This is a genomic window from Halostagnicola sp. A-GB9-2, from assembly GCF_030068615.1.
In the GTDB taxonomy this organism is placed as follows: Archaea; Halobacteriota; Halobacteria; order Halobacteriales; family Natrialbaceae; genus Halostagnicola.
Genome location: NZ_JASJOC010000003.1, coordinates 325,010 through 349,468, shown reverse-complemented (window position 1 = coordinate 349,468; position 24,459 = coordinate 325,010). Strand labels below are relative to the sequence as shown.

Sequence of the window (24,459 nt, the reverse complement as noted above, 5' to 3'; positions counted from 1 at the left end):
AAGGAGAGCACCGTGTCTAACGAAGGAAACGACCAGATAGATTCGACTTGATTTGCGAAGATAGTGATCGCTCAATATGGTCGAAGTATGTAGCGAATCTTTCATCACCGTTCTTGCAGACCTTCCATGAACAAGTGATAAATCCAATAGACTGCGATTCCAGCAACTACGATTCCAATGAGACCAAATAATAGGTGTCCTCCGGTGAGAGCTTCCATTACCCCGGCAAGCCCCACAATCCCGGCTATTGCGAGTAGTGCACCAAGTATCGAGCGATGGATTGAAGCAATGAACTTCCCACCATCAGATTTGTTCTGGGTCATATGTAAAAGTTCTAACTCTATCTCCAATAAGTTTCCTGTCGTTCAGTACGCAGTTGTAGTGTGCGAAACCTCCACGAGAATAAGTGTCCAAAATAGATTCCAGTAGGACCGGATATCTCTCACTCGCCTTCCTCGATCGAATCCGCGTCGAGATCACCCTCGAGATACCGCACACCATCCGCATCGATTTCGTAATAACCGCGCTCAATCCTGACAACAAGTCCATACTCGACAAGAACAGAAAGACGTCGATTCACCTGTTCTCGGCTTTTGTCAATATTCTTTCCGATAACAGCAGGGGACAGAATCAGATCCGACGAATGAAGGACTTCGAGGATCCGCTCGTCAGTCGGCAATTGCATCCAGTTACCGGGCTTTCGCATTGATCGATTATCTTCGATTAGATGCTTACGCCTGTCGATACATCAGAATTGGGTCACTAATAACCAATCTATTGATCACTTTACAGTGATTAGATTTATCACAGATGACGACAGTGAGGTTACACAACGGGATGAACTGCTGGCTCTGATTACGCGTTGGATCCACCAGAAAGCAAACGGACCGGTGTTTGGCCACCGATCCGCGACAGCTCCCGTAAGACAGTACGGAAGCCATGTACGACGACGATTCACGGGGACTTGAAAGCCCCGACCGACCGCATGCACCGACGACGAACGCCGGGACTCGAGCCCTCCGCACCGACGGCGGCTCCACCCATCCGAGCGCCTTCGACCGTCTCGAGTTGATCGACAGACAGGCCGAAATCCTCCTCGAGCAACTCGAAGGCGACCAACCCGACACCCCAACCAACGAAGCCACGCGCCACGTCCGCGAAATTCGGGCGGAAGCCGAGTGGGCGCACCGACTCCTTCGCGAGCCCGGTTCCGAAACGGGCGAGGAGTCCACAGCGGGAGATTCCGAGATGGATGACGAATCCGCGACGAACGATGACGACTCAAGCGATAGCACCGCCGACGACGTCCCCATGCTCGTCGAACGCGGGGGCGGCGTGACGAGCGTGCTCGGCCCCGACCCGGTCGCCTACGATCGCTGGAGACGTGAAAACGAAAACCCGGAACGAGCAGATGACTCGAGACGAGCAGACGACACCGACTCGAACGAACCGGATTCCGGCCGGGAGACCACGTCCGAGGACGAATCCAGTGCCGACAGCCACGGCGAACCTGCCGACGACAACCACGGAGACGAAACCGATCAGCAACGAGGCGGTCGAGATGACTAGCGCTCCCTCCAACCAACTCAAGACGCAGGATCTCGCTCGAGCGCTCGAAACCCTCCGAACCCGAGTCGGCGAACTCACCGACCGCGTCGAGGACCTCGAATCCGATAACGAACGACTCGAATCCGAGAGCGCACAGCTCGAGTCCCAGAACCAACGGCTCGAGGCCGAAAACGAATCCCTCAGCGAACGGGTTCAGGAACTCGAACACAAGACCACACAACTCGAGGACGATACGACCACGCTCGAGGACGAAACGGACCACCTCGAGCAAGCGACCACCCGACTCGAGAACCGAACCACCGCCGCGATCAACCGCTCGGGAACGAACAAAGACCGCATCGCCGAACTCCAGGCTCGTGAACTCGAGAAGGGGGCCCACCTGCTCGAGATGACCGTCTCCCCGCGGGAGCTCGAGATCGAAGCCGATCACCTCGAGAAGATCCGCAAGGACGACGACCGAAGCTACTACCGACTGCCCGACTCCGAGGATCCCCTCGAGCGCGGCGGGAGCGTGTCGCTGGCCCACGCCGACCTGCTCCCGATTCAGCAACTCGCCCGCATGGACGAACCGATGCTTCGCTCGACGACGAGCACGCTCCCCTCGAGACTCGCGGCCGAGCTTTGGAAGGCTCGAGTCGATCCCGCGGTCGGGGATGATCCCTGGAAATCGGGGTGTAAGGGCGTTCGATCGTACGTCAAAGCCTCCGATCTGAAACATTGGATCCGCAGGCAGGAAGCGGGCGTCTCTGATTCCTACGCAAAGAAACTCGTCTCGAGAACCATCGACGCCCTGCTCGAGCTCTCGAAGAACCGACTGGCGGTCCGCAAGAAACGCCAGCGAAAGAACGGCCTCGAGTACACCGAACGTCGGGTCCTGCTGACAGCTGACGCCGAGATTCCGGGCGAGCGAAGCGGCGGGACTCGAGACCAGGCTCGGGATGGAACTCGAGGCGCGACGGAGGATACAGCCGCCTCGAGCACCGACGCCCCAGAGACAGCTGCCGTCACCGGCTCGCAGTGAATACGGGGACCGAGTGAGCCTCGAGTGCGGCTCTCTCGAGGAATCCCTCGAGAGAGCCGCCGATCACGACCCGAAGGAGACGATCCGCACGGACGGCTACAGAAATGTCCATCCTCACTCGGTCATCATCGGTCGTGCTCGAGAGCCACCTTGTCCGTATCGGCCGCGGACACCAGTTGTCCACGGCGGCTCGAGTCGCTTCCCAATCGTGGCACTGACACACCCTCTTGCACTGGCCGGTCATACGCTTTAGTCACCATGAGTAATGGTAACTCACATGCTCGTCCATCTTCAGCAGTACAAACACGAGGAAGTCCAGTTCGACGACAACAGAACGACTGGAGAGTCACAGACGGCGGACTCGATCGACAGGGAGTCCGAGGAATACTTCGGCGAAGATATCGACGAGTTCGACATCGCGACGTGGGAGACCGTCGAGCACGAGGGCGACCCGATCCAGCGCCGGGACGTTACGATTACGGAGGCGACCGCCGTCTCCGTTCCGGAACAGTCGACCGACGATGACGATCCCGACCTCCCGGGACGAACGCTCCAAATCCGGACGGGCGGAGACATCGAGCACCTCGAGCAGGCCGTGATCGTCGAGGTACAGGATGCGAACCCTGAGGAGTCAGCGTCCGGCGGTTAGTCCGAAAGCGCCGAGTTTCGTAGGAATTACGTTAAAGTGTCAAACTTCAACGTATCATAGTTGGCCGTGGACATGTATTACTCCCGAGAGTCGACAGTTCCTGTGAATCCTCGCGATAAGCCCGAAGAGGAGAACTCGAAAGCGGACCAGTCCACGGCAAGACTCGATGGACGAGGAATTATCGTCTCTCCGGAAAGTAGCGACTGGGAGTGTATCCCGGATTATTATACGAGGGGGCGCAGAAAATTCGACTCACCGGTGATCGTGGAGTTCGGATTTTGGACTCGAAACGGAAGGGGGATAGAGTACCACCTCTCCGTCACTGTAGATGAATACGGTGAACCCACAGCAGGTGAACCAGAGCCCCCCTCCGCACCGTTCAACCCCGTTTGACCGTTTAGCGAATAGTTCGTCCAATGCATCCGGATGAATACAGTCGTGTAACACTTCCCTCTCTTCCGGACTCCTATTCGATAGTTCCTCGATTACAAGCGGGAGAACGACGCTGAACGGCACTGATTGCTCCCAATCGTGATTCAGGTGAAACCCGCCTGTCTCAGAATTATAGGTAATTGTCGGAATCAATTTCCATCAGTATCCGTTACATATGGTAATTTTGTACGGTAATGTAATAGAGTTAGTGGTAAAGCCGTCAAAATGTCGAACATATCTTGTCAGTATACTATACACCGATACGAAGTTCGACGGGAGCTCCACACTCTAGTTCTCGAGTCGCTCTCGAGCCGCCGCGATAACCAGCGGCAGCGAAATCGTCGCGTCACCGTAAACGGACACGTTGCGAGCGTCCTTCTCGAGTTTGCCCCACGAGCGGGCTTCCTCGAGGGTCGCGCCCGAGAGCCCGCCAGTCTGTTTGGGGTCCATCGTTAGCTGGACGCCGTAGTCGTACGCCCCCGGCGTCACCAACATCGTCTGGAGGGTGAAGTTCTTCGGGACGCCGCCGCCGACGACGAACGCGCCGGCTTCCTCAGCGTCGTAAGCGATGTCGGTCAGCGCGGTCATGTCCGCGAGCGCGTCCAGCGAGAAGTCGCTCGTCTGGGAGTACATCCACGCCTGCAGCCCCAACACGGAGTCCTGAACCGCGGGGCAGTAGATTGGCACGTCGTTCTCGTAGGCCGCCGCGGCGATGCCGGGACCCTCCGCGATATCCTCTCGCTCGTTAATCTCCGAATTCGCCCGTCCGAGTTCTTCGGTGAGCCGTTCGATGGGGACAACGCCTTCGTCCTCGAGCGTTGGGAACACCTCCTCCCGGAGATGGGACTCGAACGTCGCGAAGAACTCCTGTGGCAGGTAGACGTTGTAGATCCGGTCGACGCCCTCGTCGCGCAGCGTTTCGTCGTGCTCGCGCTCGGTTTTCCCTTCGGCGGTCACGCAGCCGTGGTGGTGTTTCCCGCCGATGGCCTCGATGCTGTCGTGGGTCAGGTTCGCCCCCGTCGTCACGAGCGCGTCGATGTAGCCGTCACGAATGAGGTCGGCGACGATGCGGCGCATTCCCGTCGGAACCATCGCACCCGCGAGGCCGAAGAAAACGGTCACGTCGTCGTCGAACATCGCCTCCGTGATCGAGACTGCCTCGTGGATGTTCGCCGCGCCGACGCCCGCGTTGCCGTACTCGTCGGCCAGCTCGCCCACGGTCATCCCGGCTCGAGCCTCGGCGTGGCCGATCGGGTCATGGGAGAACGTCTCCCGGCCCTCGTCGGAACCGTGGGCGTGTTGGTCCGCATCGTCATGATCGTTCCCGCTTTCGTCCTCGTGTCCGTGATCGCTCTCGTGCTCGTCGGTCATACTCGCGGATGGGGTTCGAGGGTGTTCAACGCCGCGGTTCGTTTCTCGAGCGCTCGAACGAGCCAGTCGGTGCAGTCTTGTTGTGCAAGATCGTCCCAAACTGGTCTCCCGAAACCCCTCCATCTCCCGGTGGACTCTCTCCAACGAATCGTTCTCGGAGAGAGCGACTAGTGAATTCGGTTCCAGCGACAGATCGAGGAATTCGACACAAATGAGGATTCGGCGATTTCAGCGCCAGGATTCCGACGAACGCGGCAGCGATACTCGTCCTGGCAACACGGATTTCCACGTCATTCACGGGTCACTCCGTTCCCCGTTCGTGTTCCGAGATCCTCACTTCGTTCGGATCTCGCGCTCCCCGGTCGATTCGCTCGCTCTCTCATCCCTCGCGCATGATGGTGTCACGGTTAGGCGCTGACCGTGACACGGCGCGCGCCACCGCAGCGGTAGATCGACCAGCGGTAAGTCGGTGACTTCCCCGGCGGGAGGTCGGCTAGTCTCTCGGTGGGGGATGGCCAGATAGCAAGTCCGACTACAGCCCGGTCGGCACGTCCAGAGACGTCGTTTCGAGTCCCCAGTCCTCAACTAGTTCCTGCAACGAACGCACGCCAAAGGTCTCGGTCGCGTAGTGGCCCGCCAGCACGACGTGAACGCCGGCCTCCTGGGCTTCGTGGTAGACCTTCTGTTTCCCTTCGCCGGTGACGAGCGCGTCGACGCCCGCGTCGACGGCCTCCCCGAGCCAGTCGGTGCCGCTCCCGGTCACGATCGCGATCTCCGAAATCTCCTCGGGACCGAACTCGAGGCCCCGAACCTCCCGCCCACCCGTATCCAGTTCGGACTCGAGGCGATCACAGAGCGACTCGAGCGTGTAAGACTCGAGCGCGGTGCCTCGCTGACCGATGTACTCCGGCCCGAGTTCGCCGAACGGCGAGCGGTTCTCGAGTTCGAGCACGTCGGCGACGCCCGCCGCATTGCCGTGGTCCTGGTGGCCGTCCAGGGGAAGGTGGGAAACGTACAGCGCGAGGTCGTTCTCGATCAACGGCGCGATGCGGTCGTACTTTCGGCCCGTCACGCGATCGAAGCCGCCCCAGGAGATCCCGTGGTGGGTGACCAGCGCGTCGGCTCCCGCGTCGATCGCCCGCTCGAACGTCTCTGCGACGCCGTCGACGGCGAAGGCGACGTGCTCGAGTTCCCCTTCGTCGGGGCCGATCTGCAGTCCGTTCGCACTCGCATCCAGCTCTGCGTAGGCGTCGTGTCGAAGCTCCTCGTCGAGTCGAGTCGCGAATTCCGCGAGTTCCATACCGACTGATTCGAACTCCTGGGGCTTGTATCTGTACCACTCCTCGAGTGTCCCCCACCGCAGGAGCGACGACCTCCGCGGGAGCGACGGGCCACACCTGCCCGACTCTTGAGCGCCGAAACCGGTCCGATATTCCGATAGTCGGCTATTTACGTGCTCTCGCGTCGAATCGTGACGTATGGAACGACGCGCTGTTTCTGCGACCGACGGTGTCATCTACGATTTCACGCCAGATCTCGAGGCGATCCACAGCGTCGACGCCGACGCCGCGCTCACGATCGAGACGCTCGACAGCCTCGAGGGGGCGGTCCAGTCCGAAGACGACGTGGTCGAGTCGATCCCCGAGGAGGTAAACGCCGCGACGGGACCGATCGAAGTCGAAGCGGCTTCGCCGGGAGACGTACTTGCCGTCGAAATCGAGGAGATCCGAATCGTCGAAGACGCGGGCCGCGTGATCACGATCGAGGGGTTCGGCCTGCTCGCCGACGACGAGGACATCGAGGCCCCGCGATCGAAAATGACGCCCCTCGAGGAGTCGGGAACGGCGATCACCTTCGAGGGACTCGAGATCCCCGTCGATCCCGTCATCGGAACGATCGGCGTCGCCCCCGCCGAGGGATCCTACGACACGCTCGTCCCCCACGACCACGGCGGGAATCTGGATACGACGGACGTGACGGCCGGCAACACGATCTACTTCCCGGTGTTCCAAGAGGGCGCGATGCTCGCGATGGGCGACTGCAAAATCGCGATGGCCGACGGGGAGATGTGCGGCACCGGCGCGGAGGTCGCCACCGAAATCGACGTCTCCCTCGAGGTGATCGAAGAGCCCGCGTTCGACCTCGAGCGGCCACTGATCGAAACGCCCGACGCCTGGAAACCCATCGCCAGCGCGGAGTCAATGCTCGAGGCGTGCAAGATCGCGAACAAGGATGCCGTGGAACTGCTCGCGGCCGAACACGAGTTCGACGCCACCGAAGCCCACATGCTCTCGAGTCTCGTCGGCGGCCTCGAGATCAGCCAGGTCGTCGATCCGCTCGTGACGGTTCGGAACGCGATTCCGAAGGACTACCTCTCGGATCCGTTCGATCTCGAGTAACGGAGCGAGGGTTCGATCGGGCAGGTTCTGACGTCTCTTCTGCGAACCACTTGCGTATAGCTTCGTACCGAACTACATTTCGCTCCCAGAAAGCCTCCGACCCGCTTGCGTTGGCTGGCGAAGCGCGCTGCTCACGGTGGTTATCGACCGTCAGCGGCCGAAAAGACGAACTCCCGAAGGAGCTTTCCGGCCAGGGCCGCCGCCTGCCCGTCGTCGCGGTCGTTGACCTCGACCACGTCGAACCCGCTCGCCGCGGGCCCAACGGTTCGGACCACCGATCGGAGTTCCCGTGGCTCGAGGCCGAAGGGCTCCATCGTTCCCGTCCCCGGCGCGTAGGCGGGATCGGCACTATCGATGTCGACGCTCAGGTACGCATCCCGCCCGTCGAGCGTCGACTCGAGGGTTGGAGCGACTCCCTCGTCGCCCGAGCCGGGTCGCTCGAGCGCTTCGGGTCGAATCACGGTCACGTCGTCGGCCTCCGCCCGCTCCCACTCCTCTTCGCTTCCGGTTCTGGCACCGATAATTATCGCTTCCTCGACCGAATCGACGCTCTCGAGGATGTGCCGTGTCACGCAGGCGTGAGAAAGCTCGTTCCCGTCGTACTCCTCGCGCAGATCGAGGTGGGCGTCGAGACAGACGAACACCTCGGGTTCGACGGCACGGGCTCCCGCCAGCGAAACGGTGTGTTCGCCGCCGAGTACGAGCGGAACGGCGTCGTCCCAGACGACCTCCCGAATCGAACTCTCGAGGAACTCGAGGTACTCGGGCACGTCGTCCCAGGCGCGGACGTCGCCGTCGTCGAAGACGCGGAGCTCGGAAAAATGGTGGTTGGTCCGATTGTCGTAATCGTCGTAACTTTCGGAAAACGTTCGAATGCGTCGGGGACCGAATCGGGTCCCCGGCTGAAAGGTCGTCGAGGCGTCCAGGGGCGCGCCGACGACCACGAAGTCCGCGTCGGGCGCTCTGTCTGGCCCGTGCGTGTCGGCTCGTCGGTAGTCGGCCGCCCCGGGAAACATTAGACGATCTTTCGCTCGTCTTCCATCTCGAGGTATTCGATGTTCTCGTCGGGCGAGACGTCCTGATCCTCGGGGACGCGCATCGTGATGGTTTCGTAGGTTTCTAAGTCCATTACCTGCATATCGTTGCCGTCGACGGAGACGATCTGTCCCTGCTTTCGCTCAATAATCGGGACCCAGATCTTCGCGTCGACGGGCTGGGAGAGCGATCGCTTCTTCCCATCGAAGACCCCCTCGGCCTCGATACGGGCCTTGGCGCTGCCGTGTTTACCGGGCTTTGCCGTGCTGTAGGAGTTAATGTTACACGCCACATCGTCGATAACGACGTAGCTACCTTCCTGGAGATCGCGAACTTCTTGCTGCTTTTTCGCCATACGCCGGGATAATCAACCGAACGGCATAAACCGTTTGGATCGGCGGAGCACCCTGTCAGCGGTTCTGACGGGAAGTGATTTCTGCCGCGGAGACAGTTCGACGAAACGACTTTGCAAACTCCGGTCGATCTCGCGTCTATGGACGTGATCGGACCACTGGTTGCACTCGCCATCACGATACTCCTGCTGACACTATTCTGGCGACGGCGCGGCGGCTCGAGTACCGACGGTTCGACGGATGTCAGCAAAACCAATCGGCTCGCTCACCAACTCGAGAACGCCCTCGAGGACGACCACCCCGAAACCCGAACGCACCTCGAGTCGCCGCCGACGGTTCGGGACCTCTCCGTCGTCGGCGCGGGGGAGGAGGGCGAGCCGGTCTCCGTTCCGACCGTTCGGATCGATCTCGGAACGATCGACGCGCCGAAACTGAATTTCGTCTTCGAGTACGTCGCGAGCGTCCTCGAGACGATCCATCCGATACTCGAGGACGAGGAGGTCCGCGTTCGTCGATACGACGTCCAGTTTACGTTCGGTCCGGATGGCTTGCTCGTCTCCGGCGAGTGCCGAGAGGTGTCAGTTCCACCGTCGATGGCGACGCGGCTGCTCGAGGAGGACGGCTATCGAGCGCTCGAACTCCGGCGGGATGTCGAACGCGGCGACGACGGCACCGATCGCCACGGAGAGAACGACGGCTCGAGACCGGTGCTGTGGGGGGAATGCTAACGTTCGACGACTCACCACCCGAACCCGGCCCCCTCGCTCGGAATCTCAAGCGGACTCGCCGGCAACTGGTCTGCAATTTCGGGGACGTTGTACGCCCGCGGCGCGACATCGTTGGGCGTCTCCGGGTAGAACAACGAGGCTAGTGTCTGTATCTGCGTTCGGCCGACGCCGAGTTCGAACTGCCCGCCGCCGTACATCCGAATCTCCCGATCCTCGCAGAACGCGATCGTCTCGAGTACGGACTCGAGCGAGCCGAACCGTGAGGGCTTGATGTTGAGCCAATCTGGTTCCCACGGGAGGGCCTCGACGTCCTCGAGGCCGTGAATCGGGGCGTCCCAGGAGACTCGAGACCGGATAGCCGGATCCGCGAAGATGCCGTCGGTCTCCTCGGTCAGTGCGGGATCCTCGATCACCGCATCGGGGAACGCCTCGAGAACGCGTCGGTACAGCTCCGGATCCGCGGGTACGTCGACGTCGGTTCCCTCGTACTGTCCCTTCAGATCCAGGATCCGGACCGGGACCGTTTCTGCGACCGCCTCCACGACCGCATCGTCCCACTCCGGCGTCGGATCGAGTTTGAACTCGACGCCGGGAACGCGCTCTCGCAGTTTCTCGAGTCGGTCCGTCGACGGCGGATCGCCGAGTCTGGTGCTCGTGACGAATCGAACCGGATCGAACGAGCGCCCGAGTGCGCTCGCCAGATCCGTCTCCGCCTGTTGGAGCGCGAGATCGAGCGCGGCGCTCTCGAGGCCCCACTGTCGGTAGTTTCGAAACTCCTCGCGGTCGGGAGCCCCCGCGGGGAAGAGATCAACGTCGCCGAGTCGCGCCGAAAACGAATCGATCGTGTACTCGCCGGAAAGGGCTGGCAGTTCCGCGTCGACCAGCGCGCGGTGTTCCTCGGTTTCGTAGGTGACGTCTTCACCCTCTCCCGTACGAACCTGCCCGTTCTCGCCGGGCCCCGACAGCGAGAACAGCGTCGTCACGCGGGCGAAGTCACTCGTGGTATCGGCCTCGAGTTGACTCGTCGAAACCGATTCGATGGTGACCGGAAGGTCGGCGATTCGTTCGTAGTCCATAGACCCTACGTTGGGTCCCAACGAGTTATCGGTTTACCCCGATCGCCTCTCGAGCGGGTCGAAACCGAGTCCCAACCGACTGTCGAACCACCGGACGCAATCTTACGCTACGGGGTCCAGTTCTCGTGCCACAGGAGCCAGTTCTCGCGTACAGGGGATTTCTCTCGCCACGGGGTCAATATAGGCTCTTTCATAATTCTCTCCCGACGTAGATACTCCATCGCCGGTTTCGTCCCCCGAACCTCGTTCTCTGCTCAGGCGGGCTGAAAATAGGTATGAACGGCCCTATCAGTCGTCGCGCTGGCGCTGGCGAAGCCGCTTCTGTGCGAACTGCGGCTCCGCTCTGAGGCCGCGTCGCTTTCGGAAGGACCGATACAGTTGGATCGACATGGCCGCCGCGAAGACCACGGCAACGACTGACGCCTCCGGCGCATCCAGCGCGTAGAGGACCCCCATCGAAAAGAGCGACATCGTGAGCAACATCCCGTAGATGAGGCGTTTTGCCAGTGCGGCGAAGACGTCCTTTTCGTCCTCGACGCCGATTCGGACGTAGAGGTCGTCCCGCTCGAGACGGTCCAGCGTCCGCTCGACTTTCGGTGCCATCCGCGTCAGGGACTCGCCCGAGCGCCTGATCTGTTGGCCGGATTCGGCGAGGTACTTGCGGATCGACTCCTCGCGGTAGCCCTCTTCGGTGAGGTAGCCCGTCGCCGTCGAGATGAAGTCGAACTCGGAATCGAGGGTAAGACAGACCCCCTCGACGACCGTCGCCACTCGGAGGACGAGCGCGAGGTTTTTCGGCAACCGGAACGGGAACTCATAGATCGAATCCTCGATCTGGCCGACGATCTGCTGGACGCGATACTGTTCGACGGCCTCCCCGCGAGCGTTCTGGATCGCGAGTTCCATCACGTCGGCCATCACCGCGCGGTCAGCATCCGGACTCAGGGTTCCGATTTCGATCAGCGCGTCGAGTATCGCGTCGATATCCTGATTTGCGACCGCGATATAGAACTCGACGATCTTCTCCTGGACGAACTCGTCGACCTGACCCGACATCCCGAAGTCGTAGAAGACGACCCGTCCGTCGTCGGTCACCGCCAGATTCCCCGGATGCGGGTCGGCGTGGAACACGCCGTCGTCGATGATCATCTTGAGGTAGGCCCGCTGAAGGGTCTCCGCGACCTCGCTTCGATCGATTCCCTTCCGGTCGAGCTCTTCGACATCGTTGATCTTCGTTCCCTCGACGTGTTCCATCGTGAGCACGCGCGATCCCGAGTGACTCTCGAGCACCGCGGGCATTCGGATCTCCTCGTCGTCCGCGAAGTTCGACTTGATCTCGGTCAGCATCCGCGCCTCGCGTTCGTAGTCCATCTCCTCGCGAATCGTCTTCGAGAACTCCTCGGCTAAGTTCTCGAGAGAAAAGGATCGGGAGTCGTCGACAAAGTACAACAAGAACGGCATCGACCACCGGATCACCCGAAGGTCCGCCTCGACGAGTTCCTCGATTCCGGGGCGGCGAATCTTCACCGCGACATCCGTGTCGTCAGCCTTGGCGCGATAGACCTGCCCCAGACTCGCGCCGCTGATCGGGTCGGTGTCGAACTCCTCGTATCGCTCGTCGAGCGGCCCCAACTCCTCCTCGAGAACGACCTTCGCCTCGTCCCAGTCGGCCGGCGGGACCTCGTCCTGTAACGCCGAGAGGACGTCGATGTACTCCGGCGGAAGGACGTCTGGACGGGTCGACAACAGTTGCCCGAGTTTGATGAACGTCGGCCCGAGGGTTAGTAGCGACTCGAGCAAGACCTCCGCTCGGTGCCGGTGAGTTTCCGGATCGACTCGTCTCGAGCGACCGAACAGGAAGAACCGCCGTCGGTCGCGAGCGTAGGCGACCAACAGCGGAAGGAACTGCCACGCGACGACGACGAACCGTCGGTACGCGCGGAGAGTCGACAGATCAACCCACCTCGCGTTAGACGTCCTCCCCGGCGACGACATCGATCGTCGTTTCGTCCGCCGCCGCTCGCTTGGGCAGGGTCAACTCGAGGACGCCGCGCTCGACGGTTGCGGCCGCGCCGGTGTCGGTCGCATCCGTCGGCATGGGAAGCGTGATATCGAGAAACAGCGATCGGTTCTCCTCGACGTACCGGTACTCGTCGTCCATCGACTTCTCGCGGCTCGCGTCGATTTCGATCTGGCCGCCGTCGACGGTCACCTGGAGGGTTTCGGCTGAGACGCCCGGCACGTCGAGAACCAGGAGATACGACTCGTCACTCTCGAGCAAATCGAAGAAGACGTCGTCGGAAAGGTCTCCCAGCGCCTCGCGGAGCGTAGACATGCCTACACGTTGGCACGCGGATACGAAAAAGCCCGCGGTCGCGGATGCTATCGGCGAGGCTCAGTCGCTCGTCTGTGCGCCGTGTTGTGACTCGACCGTCTGCTGTGATTCCGTCGTCTCCGGTGCGGTGTTTCGACTGGCCCAGGCACCGCCTGCGGCGGCGACGCTCACGCCGAGGCCGCTCACGATCGAACTGACGATGAGACCGCCGAAGTCGATCGAGAGATCGGTCGCGACCGAGTAGAAAATCACGAACAGCAGTATGCTCACGGTAGTCCCGGCGAACACGGAAATCGCGCCGGCCAGATACGCCGTCTGGTCGTCCGTCTGGAGGTTCCAGCCGAGATAGACGCCGATGAAGACGGCGACTATCGCAGCAACGATCGGGAGGTCAACGCCGGGGAACGTGAGTGCACCTGCCGTGTTCGAGTCTATAATCGGTTGATCGACGACGTCTCGAAGAATAACGGTGAGTCCCGCTCCGACGCCAGCGAACGCAAACAGGATCGTGACGAACTTCGTCCACTGCTTGACGATCGGTTGCTGTGCGAGGTCGACAATCGACTCGTCGCCGCCGCCGTTGGATGGTACCCCATCGTTCCCCGTGCTGTCCACCTGGTCGTCTGCATTGTTGGATTGTTCCATGTCTATCCAGTCGACAGTCAGGGGTTTTGAACGTTCTGGATTGATTGATATTTTATTCTATCTGGTGATTCGTAATTCCGATCAAAAATGGCGACGAGAAAAGCGCACAGAACCGGTATTGGACGTGTTCTATGAGAATAGGCCGATGTTATTCCGCATGCGTTACCTGACAGGTCCCCTCGTAACTGACTTCCTCGATGGAGTCGATCGCACCCGTTTCGCCACAGACCGGACAGTCCGGGTTCTGACGTATTTCGACCGTCTCGAAGGACATGTCCATCGCGTCGTACATCAGCAAGCGCCCCTCGAGAAGGTCGCCCTTCCCGAGGAGGTACTTGACGACCTCAGTCGCCTGAATGCAGCCGACGGTGCCGGGAAGAACGCCGAGGACGCCGGTCGTCGCACAGTCCGGGACGGTGCCCGGTTCGGGCGCTTCGGGGAAGAGACAGCGATAGCACGGACTCGGTTCGCTGGAGTCGACGCCGGCATTGGATTCGTCGTTTGTGAACGTCGTGATCTGGCCCTCGAACCGGTAGATCGCGCCGTGTGACAGCGCCGTTCCGGTAAGCGCGCAGTAGTCGTTTAGCAGGTACCGAGTGGCGAAGTTGTCGCTTGCGTCCAGGATGATATCGTACCCATCGGCGATATCCTCGACCGTATCGGTCGTGAGCCGCGTTTCGTAGGTTTCCACGTCGATATCCGGATTGAGTGCGGTCACGTACGACGCCGCGCTCTCGACTTTCGGGATTCCCACGTCACCGTCGGCGTGGATAATCTGGCGTTGTAAGTTCGAGCGTTCGACGACGTCGTCGTCGACGATACCCAGGTGCCCGACGCCCGCGGCGGCGAGGTACTGAATCGCCGGCGAGCCTAACCCGCCGGCACCGACGACCAGCACGGATCCCTCGAGGAGCCGCTTTTGGCCCTCCGGGCCGACTTCGTCCATGATCACGTGTCTCGAGTATCGATCGAGTTGAGTCGCATCGAGGCGAAGGTCGCTCATAGTCGACTATTGGGGAACCCCGAAGAAAAGTACGTGGGTCCGGAGAGATCGAGTGACGCCGACAGCGACGGCTGGCGTCAACGAACTGCCGGCAGTCGGGAGGCGATGACCGGGAAAAAGAGACGCCTTGTGGCAGCGTTTTACGCAACCCATTGATTTAATAGCCTGGTGTGCCATACCATGACTATGGCAACCTCACCCAATGGTGCCGAGGACGAGATGTTCGATCAATTCCTTGCGGACCGCGGCCACGATGTCAACGAAGTAGGGTGGGAAAACACATATAACAAGAAACAGTGTCCCGAATGCGGCGGCATTCACGATACAGCAGCGACGAACTGTAGCGTCTGCGGGTGGGCCCCCCAGCTCTGAGGGTCTACCGGTATCCAGGTGACAATCCTCTTATCGAACGGTAATAGCTTCATATCGACCGAGGAGCCACGATTACACCCTGCCGACGGGAACCCATCGACTCACCGCAGCGAATTTTCGCTTCTAATTTCATTTGCTCCGATTGTTTTATCCACAAACAGTAGTAACAATTATATACAATACATTTCTAACACGAGTTGGAGATGCCCACCTGCCAGAACTGTCGATCGTTCGTCACAGAACGATACGCTCGAGTATTCACTCCGGAAGGGATTGACGAACCCCGAGTCTGTCCAAAGTGTCCCGACAAGATCCGTGACGGTGCCGAGATCAGGAATACGCGTTCGCCACGGAATTCCTGACGTACCCGAAATCGAACGCCTCGAACGGATTTTCTCGCCGACAATCCACGTGACTTATGGGTATTGCGCTCTTGAACAGGTACAATGAGCACCACGGAGACGAAGGTGACCCGGCTATTCGGCGGCCCGGGAAGCGGGAAGACGACAGCCCTCCTCGACCACGTTGAAGAAATCCTCGAGGCAGACGACGTGACGTTCCGAGATATCCTCGTCGTCTCGTACACGCGTGCAGCGGCACAGGAAGTTCGCGAACGACTCGCCGAACGACTCGACGAAAGCCCGCGGGCGTTACAGGGTAACGTCTGTACGATGCACGCCAAAGCCTACGATCTTCTGGATCTCTCTCGCGGCGACGTTATCGGCGAATCCGACAAGGAGGAGTTTTGTGACGACTTCGGCATCGAGTTCGAAGACGAGTACAGCGGTGCCGGCCGACGAACCGCGCGTTCGACGACCATCGGTAACAAGGTCATCGCAACCAGTCAGTGGCTCCAGCGGACTCGCCGCGACGTTTCGGACTGGTACGACGTTCCCTTCCAGTGGGACGTCGAAGAGGTTCGGCTCCCGCCGGATATCGACCCGAACGCCCAGGAAGGCAACAAGTACACGCCGACGTGGCCCTCCGACGACGACCGAATCGACGTGCCCGAAGTCATCCGCGCCTGGCGAAACTACAAGGGATCCGAAGAGAAGATTGGCTTCGCCGACATGTTAGAGCGTGTCAGACAACGCTCGCTCGTGCCGAACGTCGACTACCTAGTCATCGACGAGTTTCAGGATATTACGACCCTGCAGTACGACGTCTATCAGGAGTGGAAACCCTACGTCGATCAGGTCCTGATCGCCGGGGACGACGACCAGGTCGTCTACTCCTGGCAGGGAGCGGACCCCGCGCTCTTGCTCGAGGAGGACGTCGACGACGACGTCATCCTGCCGAACTCCTACCGACTGCCGTCAAACGTTCTCAACGCGGTCAACCAGGAGATCAGACACATCGATCAGCGCCAGGACAAGGACCTCAAACCGCGCAAAGAGGGCGGGGCCGTCGAGGCCCACCGAAACGCCTCGATGCTCGACGTTGTCAGGCTCGTCCGCCAGACGCTCGTCGAGGGAGAGGGGACGATCATGGTGCTGTTCCGTGCACGCTACCAGATGTTCCAGTTTATCGATGAGTTCATCACCGAAGGGGTCCCCTTCACCTCGCTGACCGACCAGCGGATGTGGACCGATCGGCTCACGCAGTACGTCCGCGCGGTCGAAGCGATCGACAAGGGCGACGACGTCACCGGATTGCAGGCCCGCCGACTCGCGGACATGTTACAGGATTCGGCGTTCGGAACCAACGAGCGCGACGAACTGTTCGACACGATCGACGACCGGCAAGAAGAAGCCGGCATCGACGACCTCGAGGAGCTCATGATCCCCGCGGAGGTAATCGCCGATCACACGCCGTTCATGCCCGGCCCGGAATCGGCCTCGGACATGCTCCGGAAAGTGACGAACTTCCAGAAAAAGAGCGTCAAGTCGTACTTCGGTATCGGGACCTACCAGAAGATGGACACCGATCGCGTCCGCGTCGGAACGATCCACTCCGCGAAGGGCCGCGAAGCCGACCACGTCATCGTCGGAACGGACCTCACCGAGAAGGTCGTCGAGCAGATGGTCGCGACCATCGAGGACCGATCGACGGGAGACCTCAAGACCGAATCGGGCGGGATTACGGACATCCCCGGTTGCGAGGAGTTCACCAAGACGACCTCCCCGGTTCCTGTTCTCACCGACAACGAGCGACGCGTCTTCTACGTCGGGATGTCCCGCGCCAGAGAACGGCTGGTCTTGCTCGAGAATCTCGTCGACGGCGCGCCGACGCTCCCCGTCGACGTCCTGCTCAATAACCGACTGACCGACACGAGCCTGGAAGAACTCGTCGAGCAGGCCCAGGACCCGGACGTCGACGGATCCGAACCCGAGGTCGAAGCGGAAGCGCCGTGATCGGAGCGGAGCCCCCGACCGCGCTGCTCGAGTCCGACCTATCCTCGCGTGACGCCGGCGCGTTCGTTCACGTCGGTTCCGCCCGAGTGCCAGCTATCCGATACTGTCTCACAGAATCCGATTCGGAGAGCCGTCCCCGGGGCCTCGATGCCGTCGAGACGATTCACGCTATCGGTTTTGACGGCTCGAGCTGGCACCACTCTCAGGGTCGAAAAATCGGCAATGGGCAATCCGGAACCCATCCGGCTGACGACCTCGCGACCAGACTCGCCGACGAGGGGGTCTCCGGAACAGTACTGACGCCGGCGACGATTCCCCACGACGCCGCTCTCTTCCTCGAGCAGGCCGGATTCGAACTCGCCTCGAGCGACGTGCTGAGTCGCGCCCGTCGGTCGAAATCCAACGACGAGCGCGTGCGGATCGAGCGGGCCCAGAAGGCGGGCGCGGACGGCACGAGGCGAGCGGCGACGGTGCTGGCCGAGACCGATGTCGACGACGAAGCGCTCGTCTTCGACGGAAAGCCACTCACGAACGATCGACTCCGGACCGCGGTCGACGGAGCAATCGTGGCGGCAGGCGCGCTTTCCGACGGGCTTACGAGGATTACCTCGACGACGGACGGCGCGGCCCTCCGCGCGGGCGAACCGATCGTCATCGAACTATCCCCTCGAGGACTCGAGGGGTACCACGGCGGGCTGACTCGAACGTTCGTCGTCGAGAGCGACGGCGGCGGACACCGACGCGCCCACGTCGCGCTGACGCGGGCGTTTCGATCCGTCCGGTCGAAGCTGACCGACGCGACGCACTCGGTGACGGCCGTCGAAGCCGACCTCGAGGCCGAGATCCGTGCGTTCGGCTTTGGTGATGCCGATGACATCGAAACACGAGTGACGGGCGTCGGCCTCGAGCCGCGAGAAGCGCCCACGGCCGCCGACGCCGACGTCGGACCGGAAACGGTGGTCCGAATCGAGGCGGCGGTTCGCGTCGACGACGAACGTTCGGTTCGACTCGCCGACCTCCTCGTTCCCGGCGAGCCCGCTCGGTGGCTCGAGTCGCCGTCTCGATCGCTCGACCCCGCGGCCTACGACCGATTTTCGGTCGCGTGACGCTGAATCGAATCCATATATCTGCACTCTAGAAAAGATATATGATCTGTTCCCCCGAAGAGGAAACTATGACAGACCAATCAGACTCCTCAAACGATCCGTCGAGACGGTGGGAAACGGATCGAACGACGTTCCAACGTGTCTACGATATTCTCGTCGGCACGACCGATTCCGTTCCTGCACAGCAGTTCGCAGAGTGGGCACACTGCTCCGAGAACGGTGCTCGTCAAGCGCTCGAACAACTTGTCGAAATGGGGATCGCGGAACAAACAGGGGACCGACCGACGCTGTATCAGCGTAACCCATCGTACTTTCAGTGGAAGCGTGTCGAAACACTTGCACGCGAACAGAGTGCAGGTGAGCTTCGTACTCGCCTGGAAGAGCTCATCGAGACAGACCAGGAGCTACAGGAAACGTATGGGGTCCCAGAACCGGATGCTGTCGTCGTTTCCGATGATCCCCGCGAAAATCACGATGTGATCCACGACCGGTGGGACGACCTCACAGAATGGCGGACGATTCGGCGAGACATTACGATCTTGAAACGCGCCGTTCAACGTGCCGAGTCAACAAACAATGGTCGAATCCAGTCGAACACGTGACGGGGCGAGACGAAGTTCCAAGCGGTCCCCTCGATGTCCCGACCCTCGAACTACTTGCACAGCGTGCAACAACGCATCCGCTCGTTTCAACGTGGGAATTTCGGCCCGATACGATTTCTCCACGTGTTCTCGAACTACAGATAGATAGAACGCAGTACCCGCTTACTGTAAACGAGGTTCGAATGGACATTCGATGGTTTGTCGGAAGCGACTACACAATACACTATCTCGAGAGCCGCGAGGAAGAGACCTGGCAATGTCGTTGGGATCGACACCCCAAACCAGCGGCACCTCGAGAGCATTACCATCCGCCGCCAAACGCGTCCGCAGATGTAGAGCAGTCCCCACTCGAGTGTGAACATCATTTGGATGTTCTCTTCGACGTGCTGGAGTGGATTGAAGATCGGGTTCAGGCATTTCACGCCTAGATAGCCCGTACTAAAATAGATTTCACGAGTCGAACTGAAGAAAGAAATTGTACTACTACCTACTGTTAGGAGTTCCGAGCGAAGGTCCGGCGCTTCGAGAGGTAGTACGCCAGCACGACGAATCCGACCGCTGGCAAGAGCACGCCCACGTCGTATCGTTCCATCGGCTCGAGGTCGAACCGCCTCGAGTCGAGGTAGACGAACGCCGCGGCCGGGTACTGGATAGCGAGCGAACCGAGGAAGACGTAGAGGGCGAGATCCGACATACGGACGAGTGTCTCCACGAAACACTGAATCTTCCGAAAAAGTCAATAAGTCGGTCCCTGACTCGAAACGGCCTCGCTTTCGGAATCGGACTCGAACGCGGCGTTCGAATCTCCGCGCTCAGAACCGATCCAGCGAAAACATATCAATGTCGTGTTCGGTTTCGCCCTTGAGCGCGAGGTCCGCGAGCACCTCGCCGATCACGGTGGCGAACTTGAAGCCGTGGCCGGAGAAGCCGGCACCGACGGTGACCTGTGGGTGTTCTGTGAGCGTGTCGAGAACGAAATCGTCGTCCGGCGTGTTCGTGAACAGACACGTATTCAGCCGCATCGTCGGCCCAGCTCCCTCCGGGAAGTACTCCTCGGCGAACTCGCGAAGGAGGCGTTCGTCGGCCTGGGTCGGCTCGCGCTCGAAAGCGTCGGGCTTGACGTCGTTCTCCCGGTGATTGTACCGGCCGAACTTGAACCCGGGAACGCCATGGACTGGGAAGCCGTAGTAGCGGCCCTCGGGCACTTCGAGGTTCCAGACGGGATGGTTCTGGGGTTCGAAGTAGGCCGGCGTTTCGGGCTGGAGCCACGCCAACACCTGCCGTTCGGGGACGGCGACGCCCTCGAGCTCGTCGACGAACTTCGAGGCCCACGCGCCGGCCGTAATGACGAGGTTGTCCGCCTCGTAGGTGGTGTGGTCCGTCGCGACCGTCACGCCGCCGTCGTCAGTTGGTCGCCAGTCGACGACGCGCTCTCGAGCCCGGATCGTCGCCCCCTCGCTGTGGGCCCGGTCGACGTGTGCGACGGTACACTGTTCGGGGACGAGAAAACCGCCGTCGGGCTGGTATACGGCTTCATATCCCTCGGGGAGCTGATAGCCCGGATAGCGCTCGGTGAGCTCCGCACTCGAGAGCACTTCGTGTTCGAGGCCGTGGTTCTTGCAGGAACGTCTCGAGCCTTCGACCAGATCGCTTCCAGCCGGACCGGCGTCGATCGAACCCGTCTGGTACAATAACTGTCGATTGTGATCGTCCTCAAGGTCTCGCCAGAGGTCGTACGCCCGTCGGAGCAGCGGAACGTAAGTTGGGTCCTCGTAGTATGCGAGCCGGATAATGCGCGTGATACCGTGGGACGAACCGTACCCGTGCGGAACGTCGTAGCGCTCGAGTCCGAGCACGTCCACCCCCCGTTCGGCGAGGTGAGAAACCGTCGCAGCTCCCATCCCACCCACGCCGAGGACGATAACGTCGTACCGATCGGTCATGCACCGACCTATCACGTGGCGAACGAAAACGTTTCGTACTTATGGGCGTCGGTCACCCGTCCGTTGGGCCCGTGTCCTGCTCGTCGCCGACAGTCTGTTGATCGTCCGCCGCACGTTCGCGCAAACGACGTTTCTGGCGACGTTCGCTTACGTGATCGAGGCCGTCGGCTAACTCCTCGCGAACCTCTCCTTCGAATCGGTCTACTTCCTCGAGGAACTCCGCCGAGAACTCTTCGACGAGTTCGAACGTCCACTGGTCGCTCACCGCTCCCGCCGGGAGATGCTGATTCTGGAGTTCGTCGGCCCACGACCCGTGCCCGGCCGTTCGAAGGTTGTCTTCCGCGGCGGCCATTCGATCCATCGCGTGGCCGAGTTCGTGATGAAAAGAGAGCAACGTTCCGTAGGCTCGGTGAACGTACTCGATCCCCAACTGCAGATCGTGAAGTGCCTCTAGTTCGGCGTCGCTCAACTCGAGGTCGTCGGCATCCGGACTCGAAGTCCCGTCTGAATCGGTCATCGTAGGCATTCGACAACGAGACCCGGGAAAACAGTTTCAGGCGCGAGAGCAGGCCGACCCGCTTCGATCGGGTGAATACTGATGGCGATTGACGTGAATATCCGCGTATGGACGAACGGAACGAAGTATCAACGGCTTTCCCGGATCGGTATTTTCCGGATCGGTCGCCGACGTGGACGGAGGTCGGCCTCGCAGTCCTCGTCATCGTCGGCTTCGCTCCTCGAGTGCTCTTCGACTCGCTGTCGTGGCCGGCCGTGATCGTCGGGTTCGTCGGGTTCGCCGCGGCTATCGGGCCGGGGGCCAACACCGCCCTCGGAAGACGAATCGGGCAGTGGTTTCAGCAGATCGGCTTTGCCGGCCGCGCTACCGTCATTAGTCTGTTCGCGGTCGTCGTCGTTGGGACGGCTCGAGTGGAGTCGATACCGAACGATCTACTCGCCGACGTTGGGGTCGGTGGCGTGTTCGCATGCGTGCTGTTTCTGGTCGTGTATATCGCCAGGGCCGGAGAGATATCCGGCTGGTGGACCGATCGGCGGTGAGCGCGCGAGTGTTGATCGGCGAACACGACGGAGGCCGGCGAAGGTACGACACGAGGCCGAAAGACTATCGGCAGTCGACTAGAGAGAATCCTCCGAGAAGCTGATGGCGATACTCGACGATCTCTCGGGCTATGAGTTCGAGGACCTGATGGAGGACGTGTTCAGACACCTTGGATACGAGAACGTTCGCGTCTCTGCACGCAGTGCGGACGAAGGTCGAGATATCCTGATGGAAGAGGTCGTCGACGGACGACGCCGGGCGGTCGTCGTCGAGTGCAAACACACCGACACAGTAAGCCGGCCCGTCGTCCAGAAGCTGCACTCGGCGGTCGCGACCTACGACTACGACGGCCCCAAACGCGGCATGGTGGCGACGACCGGCCGATTTACCGGCCCCGCTCGAGAGTACGCCGAAAACCTGGGGGCGAATCGCGACGGTGGCGTCGCGCTCCTCGATGGAAGCGACCTCCGCGAGATCGGCGACGAGATCGGAATGGACCTCTACAACGGCCGAATCGAAATCCTCTGTGAGGAAACCCTCCGCCCGACTCACCCCACCGCCGGCCGAGATGCACCCGTCTTCGAGGCCACACAGGAGGTCGAGAACCTCGATCCGACGAGGATTCCCTCACCTCGGACGACCGTCGACCTCGAGCCAATGGTCACCGTCAGCACACGAACAAGTGCAACGTTCGAGACCGGCGTCGGTGTGATTCACTCGCTCGATGAGACGAACGATCTGGTCTTGCACGCGAACCGCGGGCATCCACGAGTCGCAGAGGGAGCCGTTCGCGAACTCGTCGCGAACCGATCCGCACCTCGGATCGACCTCGAGGAAACGCCTCTCGAGAATCGATTCGATGCCGTCTCTCGCGAGCGATACGGCCAGACGGAGACGGAGTACAAGGAATGGGCCGTCGACCAGATCCAGCAACGACAGACGACGACGGTACACTACACCGGCGACAACAACGTCGACTATCAGAAGACGTGCACGCCGAATCGATCCGACGTCAGCGTTCTCGATATCGATTCGGTCTACCTTCCGCACGTCCGATCCCGTCTCTCGCTCGGCGAATATGCCTACGCCTACGAATACTACGCCGCCGGCCCCTCTCGAGCGACGACTGCGAACGATCTCCACCAGTGCGTTCACTGCGGGGCGGTCGACGGAACGCACACCTACTGTGAAAACTGCGGGAGCATCAACTGCGAGGATCACATCAAAACCGAACGCCTCGAGGACGAGCCTATTTGTACCGGCTGTGCCGTCACCGAACGGTTCGCGCTGAAGACGAAGTACTTCTCCGACGAGGAAAACCTCGAAACGTTCCGCCGGCGGTACGACGAGATGCCGATTCACAAGAAAGCACGGGAGAACGTCGCGCTGGCCGTCGGAGTCGTCTTCGCCTCCCTGTTCGTCGCGTTCATACTGTTGAGCAGCGCCGGCGTCCTTTGAAATTGTCTGCTGTAGCGAGTTACCGGTGCAACCCTGGGTCCTGCGGCTCACCGGAAATGACCGACAGCAGTCCGTATGAACGGCCGTGTCGATGGACTCGGCTCCCGACTGTGAGGGAGTATATTATCGACAGTGAGGGAGTAGATTCCCGACAGTAACGGAGTATATATGCGTTCTGGGCCGTAGTGGCGGGCACAATGAACACAAGTTCTGAATCGGAACTCTACGGAGCCCCGCGAACGGACGTCTCCCAGGATCAGGGATCGTTCAGAATCCACTTTAACTTTCCCGGCCGGAATCACCCCGACCACGACGACCACGGGTACGGACCGCTCGCGGCCGTCGTCGAGTCGTTCATGGATCCGGAGACGCTGATTTCGATGCACCCCCACCGGAACGACGAGATCGTCTCCTGGGTTCCGTCCGGCGTAATGCGTCACAACGACCGAGAGGAGAACGCGCTGGTCACGGACGCCGACCACCTGCTGGTGATGAACTCGGGAAGCGGCTTTTGGCACGAGGAACGGACGCTCGCAGACGACCCGCCGTTACGGATGTTGCAAATCTTCGTCCGACCGCACAGTCTCGATCTCACGCCGGAGATCCAACACGGACCCGTCCCGGATCCCGTCGCCAACGAGTGGCGACACCTCTTCGGTCCCGACGGATCTGATGCGCCCTTCTTTGTGCGCAACGACGTCAACTTCTACGACGCTCGACTCGAGGAGGGAGCCAGCGTTGCGCTTCCCGAGATCGAGGGGTGGGATACGTACTTCTACGTCTTCGAGGGCGCAGTCGATGCTAACAACGTCTCCTTCGGGGAGGCAGAAAGCGGGCTACTCGTCGGCGATGATTCCCTGACGGTCACCGCGCGGGAACAAACGGTGTTGGTCGCCTTTCTGGTCAATCCCGACGCGCCGATCACCCGGCGGGGAACCATCGGGCGGTGAA

General features: G+C 60.9%; 28 protein-coding genes. 13 read left to right on the top strand and 15 right to left on the bottom strand.

Annotated elements, in window-relative coordinates:
• Positions 1-104: 104 nt before the first annotated feature.
• On the bottom strand, positions 105-323 hold the full coding sequence (locus QNM96_RS10235) for a hypothetical protein (protein WP_283836120.1): 219 nt from the start codon (positions 321-323) through the stop codon (positions 105-107).
• 119 nt (positions 324-442) lie between these two features.
• Positions 443-706, bottom strand: coding sequence for a transcriptional regulator (locus tag QNM96_RS10230; RefSeq protein ID WP_283836119.1), 264 nt, complete (start codon positions 704-706; stop codon positions 443-445).
• Positions 707-939: 233 nt separating this feature from the next.
• Here QNM96_RS10230 and QNM96_RS10225 point away from each other — a divergent pair, with 233 nt between their 5' ends.
• Both QNM96_RS10225 and QNM96_RS10220 read left to right on the top strand, forming a co-directional pair.
• Complete coding sequence (locus tag QNM96_RS10225) at positions 940-1,569, top strand: hypothetical protein (RefSeq protein ID WP_283836118.1); 630 nt, start codon at positions 940-942, stop codon at positions 1,567-1,569.
• A complete protein-coding gene (locus tag QNM96_RS10220) occupies positions 1,562-2,590 on the top strand; it encodes a hypothetical protein (RefSeq protein ID WP_283836376.1) in 1,029 nt (342 codons plus the stop codon). Before QNM96_RS10225 ends, QNM96_RS10220 begins: the two co-directional genes overlap by 8 nt.
• Here the strand turns inward: QNM96_RS10220 and QNM96_RS10215 are convergent.
• Positions 2,574-2,702: a hypothetical protein gene (locus QNM96_RS10215; RefSeq protein ID WP_283836117.1), complete on the bottom strand. Its 129-nt coding sequence runs from the start codon at positions 2,700-2,702 to the stop codon at positions 2,574-2,576. The two genes, QNM96_RS10220 and QNM96_RS10215, sit on opposite strands and share 17 nt — an antisense overlap.
• A 165-nt stretch (positions 2,703-2,867) precedes the next feature.
• Between QNM96_RS10215 and QNM96_RS10210 the strand changes: the two genes are divergently transcribed.
• Positions 2,868-3,239, top strand: a complete 372-nt coding sequence (locus tag QNM96_RS10210) for a hypothetical protein (RefSeq protein WP_283836115.1) — start codon at positions 2,868-2,870, stop codon at positions 3,237-3,239.
• Between the two features lie 60 nt (positions 3,240-3,299).
• The gene (locus QNM96_RS10205) at positions 3,300-3,632 is read left to right on the top strand and encodes a hypothetical protein (protein WP_283836114.1); all 333 of its coding nucleotides are present in this window, start codon (positions 3,300-3,302) and stop codon (positions 3,630-3,632) included.
• Positions 3,633-3,959: 327 nt separating this feature from the next.
• Here QNM96_RS10205 and QNM96_RS10200 read toward each other — a convergent pair whose 3' ends face one another.
• Together QNM96_RS10200 and QNM96_RS10195 are read right to left on the bottom strand one after the other, a co-directional pair.
• Complete coding sequence (locus QNM96_RS10200; RefSeq protein ID WP_283836113.1) at positions 3,960-5,042, bottom strand: deoxyhypusine synthase; 1,083 nt, start codon at positions 5,040-5,042, stop codon at positions 3,960-3,962.
• A gap of 532 nt (positions 5,043-5,574) precedes the next feature.
• Positions 5,575-6,342: a Nif3-like dinuclear metal center hexameric protein gene (locus tag QNM96_RS10195; protein ID WP_283836112.1), complete on the bottom strand. Its 768-nt coding sequence runs from the start codon at positions 6,340-6,342 to the stop codon at positions 5,575-5,577.
• Between the two features lie 178 nt (positions 6,343-6,520).
• Here QNM96_RS10195 and QNM96_RS10190 point away from each other — a divergent pair, with 178 nt between their 5' ends.
• On the top strand, positions 6,521-7,441 hold the full coding sequence (locus QNM96_RS10190; protein ID WP_283836111.1) for an acetamidase/formamidase family protein: 921 nt from the start codon (positions 6,521-6,523) through the stop codon (positions 7,439-7,441).
• Between the two features lie 140 nt (positions 7,442-7,581).
• On the opposite strand, the gene speB is transcribed toward QNM96_RS10190, so the two are convergent.
• Together speB and QNM96_RS10180 are read right to left on the bottom strand one after the other, a co-directional pair.
• Positions 7,582-8,457, bottom strand: coding sequence for an agmatinase (gene speB / locus QNM96_RS10185; RefSeq protein WP_283836110.1), 876 nt, complete (start codon positions 8,455-8,457; stop codon positions 7,582-7,584).
• On the bottom strand, positions 8,457-8,831 hold the full coding sequence (locus QNM96_RS10180) for a translation initiation factor IF-5A (RefSeq protein WP_283836109.1): 375 nt from the start codon (positions 8,829-8,831) through the stop codon (positions 8,457-8,459). The genes speB and QNM96_RS10180 overlap by 1 nt, the downstream gene beginning before the upstream one ends.
• Positions 8,832-8,969: 138 nt before the next feature.
• Here QNM96_RS10180 and QNM96_RS10175 point away from each other — a divergent pair, with 138 nt between their 5' ends.
• Positions 8,970-9,557: a hypothetical protein gene (locus tag QNM96_RS10175; protein WP_283836107.1), complete on the top strand. Its 588-nt coding sequence runs from the start codon at positions 8,970-8,972 to the stop codon at positions 9,555-9,557.
• 11 nt (positions 9,558-9,568) lie between these two features.
• On the opposite strand, the gene QNM96_RS10170 is transcribed toward QNM96_RS10175, so the two are convergent.
• The 5 genes from QNM96_RS10170 to moeB form a co-directional block, all read right to left on the bottom strand.
• The gene (locus QNM96_RS10170; RefSeq protein WP_283836106.1) at positions 9,569-10,633 is read right to left on the bottom strand and encodes a hypothetical protein; all 1,065 of its coding nucleotides are present in this window, start codon (positions 10,631-10,633) and stop codon (positions 9,569-9,571) included.
• 288 nt (positions 10,634-10,921) lie between these two features.
• Positions 10,922-12,526 carry an AarF/ABC1/UbiB kinase family protein gene (locus tag QNM96_RS10165; RefSeq protein WP_283836374.1) on the bottom strand — a complete coding sequence of 535 codons (1,605 nt, stop codon included), beginning with the start codon at positions 12,524-12,526 and terminating at the stop codon, positions 10,922-10,924.
• A gap of 76 nt (positions 12,527-12,602) precedes the next feature.
• The gene (locus tag QNM96_RS10160; RefSeq protein ID WP_283836105.1) at positions 12,603-12,968 is read right to left on the bottom strand and encodes an Hsp20/alpha crystallin family protein; all 366 of its coding nucleotides are present in this window, start codon (positions 12,966-12,968) and stop codon (positions 12,603-12,605) included.
• A gap of 60 nt (positions 12,969-13,028) precedes the next feature.
• Positions 13,029-13,613, bottom strand: a complete 585-nt coding sequence (locus tag QNM96_RS10155) for a hypothetical protein (protein ID WP_283836104.1) — start codon at positions 13,611-13,613, stop codon at positions 13,029-13,031.
• Positions 13,614-13,761: 148 nt separating this feature from the next.
• Complete coding sequence (gene moeB, locus QNM96_RS10150) at positions 13,762-14,616, bottom strand: molybdopterin-synthase adenylyltransferase MoeB (RefSeq protein WP_283836103.1); 855 nt, start codon at positions 14,614-14,616, stop codon at positions 13,762-13,764.
• A gap of 186 nt (positions 14,617-14,802) precedes the next feature.
• Here moeB and QNM96_RS10145 point away from each other — a divergent pair, with 186 nt between their 5' ends.
• From QNM96_RS10145 to QNM96_RS10130, 4 genes are all read left to right on the top strand, one after another.
• Positions 14,803-14,988 (top strand): HVO_0416 family zinc finger protein, encoded by a 186-nt coding sequence (locus tag QNM96_RS10145; RefSeq protein WP_283836102.1) that lies wholly within the window; start codon positions 14,803-14,805, stop codon positions 14,986-14,988.
• A gap of 446 nt (positions 14,989-15,434) precedes the next feature.
• Complete coding sequence (locus QNM96_RS10140; protein WP_283836101.1) at positions 15,435-17,342, top strand: ATP-dependent helicase; 1,908 nt, start codon at positions 15,435-15,437, stop codon at positions 17,340-17,342.
• A complete protein-coding gene (locus QNM96_RS10135) occupies positions 17,339-18,448 on the top strand; it encodes a M24 family metallopeptidase (RefSeq protein WP_283836100.1) in 1,110 nt (369 codons plus the stop codon). Before QNM96_RS10140 ends, QNM96_RS10135 begins: the two co-directional genes overlap by 4 nt.
• Before the next feature lie 68 nt (positions 18,449-18,516).
• The gene (locus tag QNM96_RS10130) at positions 18,517-19,050 is read left to right on the top strand and encodes a hypothetical protein (protein ID WP_283836099.1); all 534 of its coding nucleotides are present in this window, start codon (positions 18,517-18,519) and stop codon (positions 19,048-19,050) included.
• A gap of 493 nt (positions 19,051-19,543) precedes the next feature.
• Here the strand turns inward: QNM96_RS10130 and QNM96_RS10125 are convergent, their stop codons facing one another.
• The 3 genes from QNM96_RS10125 to QNM96_RS10115 all read right to left on the bottom strand — a co-directional run bounded on the left by QNM96_RS10125 (position 19,544) and on the right by QNM96_RS10115 (position 21,510).
• Positions 19,544-19,744, bottom strand: coding sequence for a hypothetical protein (locus QNM96_RS10125; protein ID WP_283836097.1), 201 nt, complete (start codon positions 19,742-19,744; stop codon positions 19,544-19,546).
• Between the two features lie 118 nt (positions 19,745-19,862).
• Positions 19,863-20,993, bottom strand: a complete 1,131-nt coding sequence (solA, locus tag QNM96_RS10120; RefSeq protein WP_283836095.1) for an N-methyl-L-tryptophan oxidase — start codon at positions 20,991-20,993, stop codon at positions 19,863-19,865.
• A gap of 52 nt (positions 20,994-21,045) precedes the next feature.
• Complete coding sequence (locus QNM96_RS10115; protein ID WP_283836094.1) at positions 21,046-21,510, bottom strand: hypothetical protein; 465 nt, start codon at positions 21,508-21,510, stop codon at positions 21,046-21,048.
• A gap of 107 nt (positions 21,511-21,617) precedes the next feature.
• On the opposite strand from QNM96_RS10115, the gene QNM96_RS10110 reads away from it, so the two are divergent.
• The 3 genes from QNM96_RS10110 (at position 21,618) to QNM96_RS10100 (ending at position 24,458) form a co-directional block, all read left to right on the top strand.
• The gene (locus QNM96_RS10110) at positions 21,618-22,049 is read left to right on the top strand and encodes a hypothetical protein (RefSeq protein WP_283836093.1); all 432 of its coding nucleotides are present in this window, start codon (positions 21,618-21,620) and stop codon (positions 22,047-22,049) included.
• 103 nt (positions 22,050-22,152) lie between these two features.
• Entirely contained in the window at positions 22,153-23,508 is a 1,356-nt protein-coding gene (locus QNM96_RS10105; protein WP_283836092.1) for a restriction endonuclease, read from the top strand.
• A 197-nt stretch (positions 23,509-23,705) separates the two neighbouring features.
• Complete coding sequence (locus QNM96_RS10100; RefSeq protein ID WP_283836090.1) at positions 23,706-24,458, top strand: pirin family protein; 753 nt, start codon at positions 23,706-23,708, stop codon at positions 24,456-24,458.
• Position 24,459: the final 1 nt, after the last annotated feature.

What these genes read in the sequence shown, in the direction of transcription:
- QNM96_RS10175 (WP_283836107.1), top strand. Translation starts at nt 8,970, where the DNA reads ATGGACGTGATCGGACCACTGGTTGCACTCGCCATCACGATACTCCTG.
- QNM96_RS10145 (WP_283836102.1), top strand. Translation starts at nt 14,803, where the DNA reads ATGGCAACCTCACCCAATGGTGCCGAGGACGAGATGTTCGATCAATTC.
- QNM96_RS10195 (WP_283836112.1), bottom strand. Translation starts at nt 6,342, where the DNA reads ATGGAACTCGCGGAATTCGCGACTCGACTCGACGAGGAGCTTCGACAC.
- QNM96_RS10100 (WP_283836090.1), top strand. Translation starts at nt 23,706, where the DNA reads ATGAACACAAGTTCTGAATCGGAACTCTACGGAGCCCCGCGAACGGAC.
- QNM96_RS10190 (WP_283836111.1), top strand. Translation starts at nt 6,521, where the DNA reads ATGGAACGACGCGCTGTTTCTGCGACCGACGGTGTCATCTACGATTTC.
- QNM96_RS10110 (WP_283836093.1), top strand. Translation starts at nt 21,618, where the DNA reads ATGGACGAACGGAACGAAGTATCAACGGCTTTCCCGGATCGGTATTTT.
- QNM96_RS10170 (WP_283836106.1), bottom strand. Translation starts at nt 10,633, where the DNA reads ATGGACTACGAACGAATCGCCGACCTTCCGGTCACCATCGAATCGGTT.
- speB (WP_283836110.1), bottom strand. Translation starts at nt 8,457, where the DNA reads ATGTTTCCCGGGGCGGCCGACTACCGACGAGCCGACACGCACGGGCCA.
- QNM96_RS10220 (WP_283836376.1), top strand. Translation starts at nt 1,562, where the DNA reads ATGACTAGCGCTCCCTCCAACCAACTCAAGACGCAGGATCTCGCTCGA.
- QNM96_RS10105 (WP_283836092.1), top strand. Translation starts at nt 22,153, where the DNA reads ATGGCGATACTCGACGATCTCTCGGGCTATGAGTTCGAGGACCTGATG.
- solA (WP_283836095.1), bottom strand. Translation starts at nt 20,993, where the DNA reads ATGACCGATCGGTACGACGTTATCGTCCTCGGCGTGGGTGGGATGGGA.
- QNM96_RS10210 (WP_283836115.1), top strand. Translation starts at nt 2,868, where the DNA reads ATGCTCGTCCATCTTCAGCAGTACAAACACGAGGAAGTCCAGTTCGAC.
- QNM96_RS10125 (WP_283836097.1), bottom strand. Translation starts at nt 19,744, where the DNA reads ATGTCGGATCTCGCCCTCTACGTCTTCCTCGGTTCGCTCGCTATCCAG.
- QNM96_RS10230 (WP_283836119.1), bottom strand. Translation starts at nt 706, where the DNA reads ATGCGAAAGCCCGGTAACTGGATGCAATTGCCGACTGACGAGCGGATC.
- QNM96_RS10215 (WP_283836117.1), bottom strand. Translation starts at nt 2,702, where the DNA reads ATGGACATTTCTGTAGCCGTCCGTGCGGATCGTCTCCTTCGGGTCGTG.
- QNM96_RS10225 (WP_283836118.1), top strand. Translation starts at nt 940, where the DNA reads ATGTACGACGACGATTCACGGGGACTTGAAAGCCCCGACCGACCGCAT.
- QNM96_RS10180 (WP_283836109.1), bottom strand. Translation starts at nt 8,831, where the DNA reads ATGGCGAAAAAGCAGCAAGAAGTTCGCGATCTCCAGGAAGGTAGCTAC.
- QNM96_RS10155 (WP_283836104.1), bottom strand. Translation starts at nt 13,613, where the DNA reads ATGGAACAATCCAACAATGCAGACGACCAGGTGGACAGCACGGGGAAC.
- QNM96_RS10130 (WP_283836099.1), top strand. Translation starts at nt 18,517, where the DNA reads ATGACAGACCAATCAGACTCCTCAAACGATCCGTCGAGACGGTGGGAA.
- QNM96_RS10200 (WP_283836113.1), bottom strand. Translation starts at nt 5,042, where the DNA reads ATGACCGACGAGCACGAGAGCGATCACGGACACGAGGACGAAAGCGGG.
- QNM96_RS10235 (WP_283836120.1), bottom strand. Translation starts at nt 323, where the DNA reads ATGACCCAGAACAAATCTGATGGTGGGAAGTTCATTGCTTCAATCCAT.
- QNM96_RS10140 (WP_283836101.1), top strand. Translation starts at nt 15,435, where the DNA reads ATGAGCACCACGGAGACGAAGGTGACCCGGCTATTCGGCGGCCCGGGA.
- QNM96_RS10160 (WP_283836105.1), bottom strand. Translation starts at nt 12,968, where the DNA reads ATGTCTACGCTCCGCGAGGCGCTGGGAGACCTTTCCGACGACGTCTTC.
- QNM96_RS10115 (WP_283836094.1), bottom strand. Translation starts at nt 21,510, where the DNA reads ATGACCGATTCAGACGGGACTTCGAGTCCGGATGCCGACGACCTCGAG.
- moeB (WP_283836103.1), bottom strand. Translation starts at nt 14,616, where the DNA reads ATGAGCGACCTTCGCCTCGATGCGACTCAACTCGATCGATACTCGAGA.